A 9,206-nucleotide genomic window follows, 5' to 3' on the forward strand; every position below is an offset into this window, starting at 1 on the left:
GCTCACCGTGCATCCACAGTACGCCGCCACGGTCGGCACAGCCCGGCGAAGCAGACCCAGGCCGCCAGGGCGCTGCCCAGCTGCACCACGGCCATCGGGACCGCCGTGTGCTCGCCCGCGATCCCGACGAGCGGCGAGGCGACGGCACCCACCAGGAAGGAGGTCGTGCCCAGCAGCGCGGAGGCGGAACCGGCGGCGTGCCGGGTGCGCATCAGCGCGAGGGCGTTGGTGTTCGGCAGCACCAGGCTCATCGCCGCCATCAGCACGAAGAGCCCCGCGGCGACCGGCAGCAGCCCCACCGGACCGAACCACCCCGCGGTCAGCGCCAGCAGCACGGCCGCGGCCACGGTGATCACCGCGAGCCCGATCCCCGTCACCCGGTCCATGCTGACCCGCCCGACCAGGAGCTTCCCGTTGACCTGCCCGAGCGCCACCAGGCCCACCGAGTTGAGGCCGAACAGCAGGCTGTAGGTCTGCGGCGAGGCCCCGTAGATCTCCTGGACGACGAAGGAGGACGCCGAGACGTAGGCGAACAGCGCGGCGAAGGTGAAGCCGCCGGTGAGCATGTAGCCGGTGAAGGCGCGGTCCGCGAGCAGCCCGCGCATCGCCCGCATCGTGGAGCCCGACCCGCCGCCGTGCCGGTCGGCGGGGCTCAGCGTCTCGGGCAGGCAGCGCCACACCACGAGGGTGAGGAGCACCCCCACCACGGTCAGCACGACGAAGACCCCGCGCCAGTCCGTGATCCGCAGCACCTGACCGCCGATGAGCGGCGCGACGATCGGCGCGACCCCGGAGATCAGCATCAGGGTGGAGAAGAAGCGGGCCATCGCGACGCCGTCGTAGAGGTCGCGGACGATCGCGCGGGCGATCACGATGCCGGCCGCACCGCTGAGGCCCTGCAGCAGCCGGAAGCCGATCAGCAGTTCCGTGGTGGCGGCGAAGGCGCAGACGGCGGTGGCCAGGACGTAGAGCACCATCCCCGCGAGCAGCGGGCGGCGGCGGCCCCAGCGGTCGCTCATGGGGCCGACGACCAGCTGGCCGAGGGCGAGTCCGAGCAGGCACGCGGTGAGCGTGAGCTGCACCGTGACGGCGGGGCTGCGCAGGTCCTCGGTGACCTGCGGCAGGGCCGGCAGGTACATGTCCATGGAGAGCGCGGGGAGCGCGCTGAGTGCGCCGAGGAGGAACGTCACCATCAGGCTGGTGGCGGCTCCTGGGATCTCTCCGGCGCGTCGTACCGGGGTTGACGGCCCCGGTGTGGATATCTGGTCGGGCGGGGTCGCGCCGGCTTCCGGCATGGGTCTCTCTCCGTGGTGTGTGAATCGTTCTCTATGCTCTCAGCAATCACGAGGTGGTCGAGGCCAGGTGGGGGCAGATTCATGACGGAATCGGTCGGTTCCGGTAGGAAAGTGCGCTGGGGCATCATCGCCACCGGCGGCATCGCCGCGTCCTTCGCGGAGGACCTGCGCGAACTCAAGGACGACGCCGAGATCGTGGCGGTCGGCTCGCGCCGGATCGAATCCGCGCGCGCGTTCGCGGACCGCTTCGGCATCCCGCGCGCGTACGGCAGCTGGACCGAACTCGCCGACGACGACGGCGTGGACGTGGTGTACGTCGCCACCCCGCACTCGGCGCACCGCGTCGCGGCCGGACTGTGCCTGCGGGCCGGACGGTCGGTGCTGTGCGAGAAGCCCTTCACCGTCAACGCGGTCGAGGCGCGCGAGCTGTCCGACCTCGCCCGGGCCCACGGACGCTTCCTGATGGAGGCGATGTGGACCTACTGCAACCCCGTGGTGCGGCGGCTGACCGAGCTGGTCGCGGACGGGGCGGTCGGCGAGGTCCGCAGCGTGCACGCGGACTTCGGGCTCGGCGGCCCCTTCGAGCCCGGCCACCGGCTGCTCGACCCGGCGCTCGGCGGCGGCGCCCTACTGGACCTGGGCGTCTACCCCGTCTCCTTCGCCCACCTGCTGCTCGGCGAGCCCGACGAGGTCCAGGCCTGGGCCCACCTCACCGAGCAGGGCGTGGACGACAACACCGGCATGCTGCTCGGCTACGACAGCGGCGCCATGGCGGTGCTCAGCTGCTCCCTCACCGCGGACACCGCCCAGACCGCGGTGGTCACCGGCTCCAAGGGGCGGATCGAGGTCCCTGCGAGCTTCTTCCACCCGGACCGCTTCGTGTTGCACCGCGAGGGCCGCGAGCCGGAGGAGTTCGGCGCCCCGGACGACGGACTGCGCGGGCTGCAGCACGAGGCGGCCGAGGTCATGCGCTGCCTGCGCGCGGGCGAGCGCGAGTCCCCGCTGGTGCCGCTGGAGGGCAGCCTCGCCGTCATGCGCACGCTCGACACCGTCCGGGACCGGATCGGCGTCCGCTACCCCGGCGAGGACTGAGCGCCTCAGGTCTCCCGCAGACCGGGGTCCCCGGCCTCGGTCACGAAGGACGCGGCGGTGGTCAGGCCGGCGCCCGGGGTGGTCACGGAGTCGACGGTCTTGAAGTCGGCCCGCGCCTCCTCGGCGTCCAGCCGGACGGTCAGGTAGCCCCGGCGGCCGTCGTAGAACCGCAGGTGCGGGTTGGCGGTCATGAGCTCCGACCAGTTGGACGGGCGCGGGGAGCCGTCGCGGCCGCTGCTGATCGAGCTGGTGACCAGCTCCGTGCCGACCGTGCGCGAGGTGGGGTCGTCCCAGTCCGCCTTGATGTCCATCGCGAAGTGGACGTGCACGTCCCCGGTGAGCACCAGCAGGTTCTCGACGCCCGCGGCCGCCGCCCCGGCCAGCACGCGGTCCCGGCAGGCCGGGTAGCCGTCCCAGGTGTCCATGCTGAGCGGCGAGGCGACCGCGGTGGTGCTCTTCCGGCGGGACAGCACGACCTGCTGCGGGACCACGTTCCAGGTGGCCTGCGAGCCGCGGAAGCCGTCCAGCAGCCAGCGCTCCTGGCTCGCCCCCATGATGGTGCGCGCCGGGTCCTGCGACTCGGGCCCGGGGAGGTGCCAGCGGCCCCGGTGCGCCTGGTCGCTGCGGTACTGGCGGGTGTCGAGGATGTCGAACTGCGCGAGCCGTCCGTAGTGGAAGCGCCGGTAGAGCGTCATGTCGGGGCCCTGCGGGAGCTGCGGGAGGCGCAGCGGCTGGTTCTCCCAGTAGGCGCGGTAGGCGGCGGCGCGGCGGACCAGGAACTCCTCGCCCGGGCCGCCCTTCTCGTCGGAACCGCCCGCGTAGTTGTTCTCGGTCTCGTGGTCGTCCCAGGTGACGAACCAGGGGAAGGCGGCGTGCGCGGCCTGGAGGTCGGGGTCGGACTTGTAGAGGGCGTACCGCAGGCGGTAGTCCTCCAGCGTGAGCGTCTCCTTGGCGAACCAGGGCGGCAGGGTCCGGTCGGTGTAGGCGCGGGCGCCGCCGGTGGCGCCGACGGCGTACTCGTAGAGGTAGTCGCCGAGGTGGAAGACGGCGTCGACGTCCTCGTCCGCGAGGTGGCGGAACGCGGTGAAGTAGCCGTCGTGGTACGCCTGGCAGCTCACCGCGGCCAGCCGCATCTCGTACGGGAGCGAGCCCGGCGCGGGGGCGGTGCGGGTCCGGCCCGGGGGGCTGGTCCAGGGGCCGGTGCGGAAGCGGTAGTAGTACACCCGGTCCGGCGCGAGGCCCCGGACGTCGACGTGCACGGTGTGGTTGAACTCCGGGTGCGCCGTGGCGGTGCCGCGGCTGACGACACCGGCGAACCTCTCGTCCCGGGCGATCTCCCACTGGACGGGCACCCGGGCGTCGGGCATCCCGTTGGCCGGTGCCGGCTCGTACGGGCGCGGCGCGAGCCGGGTCCACAGCACGACCCCCGAGGGCGTGGGGTCCCCCGAGGCGACGCCCAGGGTGAACGGGTCCTCGGTGATCGCCCCGGGCACCGCCTCGGCCGCCTGCGCGGCACCGGCGACGGGCAGGTTCGTGCTGAACGCGAGGGCCGCGGCGGCCCCCGTGACGGTCAGGAAGCGGCGACGGTCGAAGAGGGCGGCGGCGGCGCGCAGCGTGCGGTCGTGGCGGCCGTGGGCCTGTGGGTGCGTCACGTGTCCCTCCCCGACGGTGGGTTCGTGGCCCCGGTCGCGTGGCCGGGGGGAGCCTATGTTGACGCGTACACGACACTGCCTCGACGCGCGCACCGGTTCCCGGAACCCCCCGTTCGGCCCACGGCGCCGCCGCCTCGCTATTGACGCCGCGTCACTTCCGCGACCCGGAACGGCCACCCTAACCGCGCCCGCGCACCCCCGCGACGCGAAGCCACCCGTCCGGGGAGCCCCCGCGCACCGCACCGGGCGGGGCGCCCGCCGCCAAGATCACCCTGACCGGTGACACCGGACTCCGCCGGTCACGCCCCAGGGGGACTGACATGACGAGACGTCATATCGGTGGGTACGTGGGCCCGTACGGGTGCGGGGCAGCCGGACGCCCGTCGGTGCGGCGCCGGTGGCGGGGGGTGACGATGCGTCACGACTGCGGGGCGGTGCGGAACATCGGGGCGGCTGCTCCGAACGGGCCCAAGGGCCGGGGGCGGCGAAGGGGAGCCACAAACTCCTTGACCTCGTACCGGCGAGGCACCCCGCGACCCGCGTACGCACGCCTACCGCCCCCGCCCCGCCACGCCGGCGGGCTCGACGGGACGGGCCGGACGGCCGGGCGAAGCCTGCTGCGACGGACCGGGCGGCGGGCGACTCAGCGGCCCGAGACCCCACCGACACCCTCACCGCACCTGCGGAAGGCGGGCGGAGCCGCCGGAACGGCACCCCCACATCACCGGCGTCAGCCGTACCGCTACGCGGCCCCGTGGGCCGGGGCGACGCCCTCGACGAGATGGGCCGGACAACCGGGCGAAGCCTGCTACGGCGGACCCCCAGCGGCCCGCGGCCCCACACCGACAAGACTCACCGCACCCGTGAGCACGGGCGGAATCATCCACAACGGACCCCGCGACACGACGGGCCCTCGCCCCACCGGCGTCAGCCGCACACCAACCGCCGGCCGGCGCACACCCCGCCACATCGGCCGCGGGGCTACGCGGCCCCGTGGGCCGGGGCGATGTCCTCGATGCGGCGGGCCAGGCCGAAGTCCCGTTCCGTGAGCCGGCCGCCCGCCGCGTGCGTGGTGATGGTGACGGCGACCGTCTGGTAACCCAGCGTCAGGTCGCTGTGGTGGTTCAGCTCGTCCTGGATCTGCGCGATGTGCATCACGAGGACCGCCGCGGGGATGTGCGGCAGCCGGTACGTGCGCTGCAGGCTCGCGCCGTCCTCCGAGAGGGCCCAGCCGGGCAGCTCGGCGAGGCGGTCCTCGATCTCCTTGTGCGACAGGGGCTCGGCGTAGGGTGACATGGTTTCATCGTGGCACCGCATACCCTGCGGAGCCATGACTGAGATCGCGGGAAATGGGACGGGTGCGGCGCTCCGGGTCGCGGTGGTCACCGGGGCCGGGTCCGGCATCGGCCGGGCGGTCGCGCGCGAACTGGTGGCCTCGGGATGGGCCGTGGCGCTGGCCGGCCGGCGGGAGGAGGCGCTGCACGCCACCGCCGGCGGGCTGCCGGAGGCGACGGTGGCGGTCATCCCGACGGACGTCACCCGCCCGGACGCGGTGGACGCGCTGTTCGCCGCCGTCGGCGCCCGCTTCGGCCGCGTCGACCTGCTGTTCAACAACGCGGGGACGGGCGCGCCCGCCGTGTCCCTGGACGAGGTGACGTACGAGCAGTGGCGTGCCGTCGTCGACGTCAACCTCACCGGGGCGTTCCTGTGCGCGCAGGCCGCCTTCCGCGCGATGCGGGCGCAGCGGCCGCAGGGCGGGCGGATCATCAACAACGGGTCGATCTCCGCGCACACGCCGCGGCCGCTGAGCGTGCCGTACACGGCGACCAAGCACGCCGTCACCGGGCTGACGAAGTCCCTGTCGCTGGACGGCCGTCCGTACCGGATCGCCTGCGGCCAGATCGACATCGGCAACGCGGCCACGGAGATGACGGAGCGGATGGCCGCCGGGACGCTGCAGGCGGACGGGCGGCTGACGACCGAGCCGCTGATGGACGTCACCGACGTGGCCCGTACCGTCGCGCACATGGCCTCACTGCCGCTGGAGGCGAACGTGCAGTTCGCGACGGTGATGGCGACGACGATGCCGTACATCGGCCGCGGCTGAGGACGCGGCCGAGGACACGCCGGGACGCCGCCGGGAACACCACCGCGGACACCTCGGGCCCGGGGTCCGGGCCACAGCCACCCGCGGCCGGATTCGACCACTTAACCCCCGGAAATGGTCAAGTCCGAAATACGTCCCATAGGACTGCTTGCGTCGCGTTACGTTGCGGCATGCTCTCCAAGCACCACCGCGACGTATGGTCAGAACCGCCCGCAGAAGAAGCCGGGTCCGAGGCCGGGACCCCCGAGCCGGAGACCGAGCTGATAGCGCTGCCCGGCCCCGTGTTCGTCGATTCCAGCGGGAGACGGGCCCGCGCGGTACGCAGGGCCGGCTGGGCCATCGCCGCGGCATGCTCCGTCTACACGGCGGCGCTGGCACTCAGCCTCTCCGGCGCGACGCCGATCGCGCCGAAGACGCTGCTGCCGCTGCCGGGGGTGCCGAGCACAGCGCCGGACGACGCGGGCTCCTCGGGGACGGGGGAAGTCGACGAACCGGCCGACCAGGCCGTACCCCCGGCGACGGCGGGCTTCATCCGGGCGGGGGCGGCCGCCGCGCCGTCCCCGTCCGGTACGGCCCGCCCCGCCTCCTCCCCCACCCCCAGCGCCTCCCCGAGCAAGCGCCCGGCCAAGGGCGGCGGCGCCCCCGGCACCCCGCGGGCGACCGCGGGCAGCCCGGCCGCCACGTCCCCGTCCGTCGGCACGACCCCGTCGGAACCCGCGCCGTCCGGCTCGCCCTCGGGCCTGCCCAGCGGTTCCGCGTCCCCGGCGCCGGGTGCCTCCGACGCCCCCGTCGAGCAGCCGCAGGCCGGTCAGTGACCGCCCTGCGCCCCCGCCTCGTCATACCCCTGCTCGCCCTCGTGGTGCTCGTCTGCGTCCTGCTGCTCGGCGGTTACGTGCGCGGCGACTTCGAGGCCGACCACCGGGTCCACCCGCCGGTCGCGACGGACAAGGTGCCGGAGGCGGTGCTGGAGGGCGGCCCGGTGGTGGACGCCACCGGTGACAGGCCCCGCTCGTACCGCACCCCGGACCGCACCGTCGCCCTGACCTTCGACGACGGACCCGACCCGGTCTGGACGCCGAAGGTGCTCGACGTGCTCGCGCGGCAGCACGTAAGGGCCACCTTCTTCGTGACCGGCGGCATGGCCGCCCGGCACCCGGGGCTGATCCGGCGGATGGTCGCCGAGGGCCACGAGATCGGCGTGCACACCTTCTCCCACCCCGACCTGGTCTACCAGTCGCCGGGGCGGATCGACCGGGAGCTGTCGCAGACCCAGCTGGCGCTCGCGGGGGCCGCCGGCATCCACACCTCCCTGTTCCGGCCGCCCTACTCCTCCACCGCCGACGCGCTGGACGACCTGTCCTGGCCCGTCGTCCAGCGGGTCGGCAGGCAGGGTTACGTGACCGCCTTCATCGACCGCGACGCCGAGGACTGGCGGCGGCCCGGCGTGCAGGCCATCGTGGACGCCTCCGTGCCGGACGAGCCGGGCCGGGGCGCGATCGTGCTCCTGCACGACGCCGGCGGCGACCGTTCGCAGACCGTGGCGGCGCTGGACCGGCTGATCCCGCAGCTCAAGGAGCGCGGCTACCGCTTCGACACGGTGGGCGGGGCGGTCGGCGCCACGTCCACCAACAACAAGGTCGGCGGCTCGGAGCTGTGGAAGGGGCGGATCTTCGTCGCCGCGGTGGAGCTCTCCGAGGCGGCGGTCCCGGCGCTCGCCGTCCTGCTCGCCGGGGTGGGCCTGCTGGTGCTGGCCCGGTTCGCCGCCATGCTGGTGCTGGCCCGCCGGCACTCCCGGCAGCGCCGGGCACCGGGCTTCACCTGGGGACCGCAGGTCACCGAGCCGGTGAGCGTCATCGTGCCCGCGTACAACGAGAAGGAGTGCATCACCCACACCGTGCAGTCCCTCGCCGCGAGCGACCACCCGGTGGAGATCGTGGTCGTCGACGACGGCTCGACCGACGGCACCGCCGACATCGTGGAGGCCCTGGACCTGCCGGGCGTCACCGTCGTTCGGCAGCCCAACAGCGGCAAGCCCGCGGCCCTCAACAACGGTGTGGCGCACGCCCGGAACGACCTGATCGTGATGATGGACGGCGACACCGTCTTCGAGCCCGCCACCGTCCGCGAACTGGTGCAGCCCTTCGGCGACCCGCGGGTCGGCGCGGTCGCCGGCAACGCCAAGGTCGGCAACCGCACCCGGATGATCGGCCGTTGGCAGCACATCGAGTACGTGATGGGCTTCAACCTCGACCGCCGCATGTACGACCTGCTGCGCTGCATGCCCACCATCCCCGGCGCGTGCGGCGCCTTCCGGCGGGACGCGCTGCGCGACGTCGGCGGCATGAGCGACGAGACCCTCGCCGAGGACACCGACGTCACGATGGCGATGCACCGGGCGGGCTGGCACGTGGTGTACGCGGAGCGGGCCCGCGCCTGGACCGAGGCGCCGTCCTCGGTGCGGCAGTTGTGGAAGCAGCGGTACCGCTGGAGCTACGGCACCATGCAGGCGATGTGGAAGCACCGGGGTGCCGTCCTGGACCGCGGGCACTCCGGGCGCTTCGGCCGGGTCGGGCTGCCGCTGGTCGTCCTCTTCCAGGTGCTCGCACCGCTGCTGGCGCCGCTCATCGACGTGTTCGCGATCTACGGGCTGGTGTTCATGGACCCGTTTCGCACCGCGCTCGCGTGGGCGGGCGTGCTCGCTGTGCAGGCCGCGTGCGCGGCGTACGCCTTCCGGCTGGACGGCGAGCCGCTGCGGGACCTGTGGCCGCTGCCGCTCCAGCAGGTGCTGTACCGGCAGTTGATGTACCTGGTGCTGCTGCAGTCCTGCGTGACGGCCGTCAACGGCGGCCGGCTGGGCTGGCACAAGCTGCGCCGCACCGGCGAGGTCGGCGCGCCCACCGTCGGCAGCGGCACCGCCGGCCGCGCCTGAACACCCTTATCCCCGGAGGAGTTGCCCCATGGCCGACGCACGCGAGGCGGAAGCCCCCGCGGCCCCCTTCCGCATGCGCAGCTGCGAGAAGCAGATCGCCAGCCACACGAACAGCGCGATCGCGCCGGAGG

At 73.8% G+C, this 9,206-nt stretch carries 7 protein-coding genes; 4 read left to right on the forward strand and 3 right to left on the reverse strand.

The window, feature by feature from the left end; all coding sequences use genetic code 11:
• Nucleotides 1-2: 2 nt before the first annotated feature.
• Entirely contained in the window at nt 3-1,295 is a 1,293-nt protein-coding gene (locus tag ABZ479_RS04025) for a multidrug effflux MFS transporter (protein ID WP_500459721.1), read from the reverse strand.
• An 81-nt stretch (nt 1,296-1,376) separates the two neighbouring features.
• Between ABZ479_RS04025 and ABZ479_RS04030 the strand changes: the two genes are divergently transcribed.
• Nucleotides 1,377-2,387, forward strand: coding sequence for a Gfo/Idh/MocA family protein (locus ABZ479_RS04030; protein WP_500459722.1), 1,011 nt, complete (start codon nt 1,377-1,379; stop codon nt 2,385-2,387).
• Between the two features lie 5 nt (nt 2,388-2,392).
• On the opposite strand, the gene ABZ479_RS04035 is transcribed toward ABZ479_RS04030, so the two are convergent.
• On the reverse strand, nt 2,393-4,039 hold the full coding sequence (locus ABZ479_RS04035; protein ID WP_500459723.1) for an alkaline phosphatase D family protein: 1,647 nt from the start codon (nt 4,037-4,039) through the stop codon (nt 2,393-2,395).
• A gap of 981 nt (nt 4,040-5,020) precedes the next feature.
• On the reverse strand, nt 5,021-5,335 hold the full coding sequence (locus ABZ479_RS04040; RefSeq protein WP_500459724.1) for a 4a-hydroxytetrahydrobiopterin dehydratase: 315 nt from the start codon (nt 5,333-5,335) through the stop codon (nt 5,021-5,023).
• A gap of 34 nt (nt 5,336-5,369) precedes the next feature.
• On the opposite strand from ABZ479_RS04040, the gene ABZ479_RS04045 reads away from it, so the two are divergent.
• The 3 genes from ABZ479_RS04045 (at nt 5,370) to ABZ479_RS04055 (ending at nt 9,075) form a co-directional block, all read left to right on the forward strand.
• Nucleotides 5,370-6,146 carry an SDR family oxidoreductase gene (locus ABZ479_RS04045; RefSeq protein WP_500459725.1) on the forward strand — a complete coding sequence of 259 codons (777 nt, stop codon included), beginning with the start codon at nt 5,370-5,372 and terminating at the stop codon, nt 6,144-6,146.
• 170 nt (nt 6,147-6,316) lie between these two features.
• On the forward strand, nt 6,317-6,961 hold the full coding sequence (locus ABZ479_RS04050) for a hypothetical protein (RefSeq protein WP_500459726.1): 645 nt from the start codon (nt 6,317-6,319) through the stop codon (nt 6,959-6,961).
• Nucleotides 6,958-9,075, forward strand: coding sequence for a bifunctional polysaccharide deacetylase/glycosyltransferase family 2 protein (locus ABZ479_RS04055; protein WP_500459727.1), 2,118 nt, complete (start codon nt 6,958-6,960; stop codon nt 9,073-9,075). Before ABZ479_RS04050 ends, ABZ479_RS04055 begins: the two co-directional genes overlap by 4 nt.
• The last annotated feature ends 131 nt before the right edge of the window (nt 9,076-9,206 follow it).

Origin of the sequence: Streptomyces sp. NPDC005722 (assembly GCF_040630935.1) — a bacterium.
Lineage (GTDB): Bacteria > Actinomycetota > Actinomycetes > Streptomycetales > Streptomycetaceae > Actinacidiphila.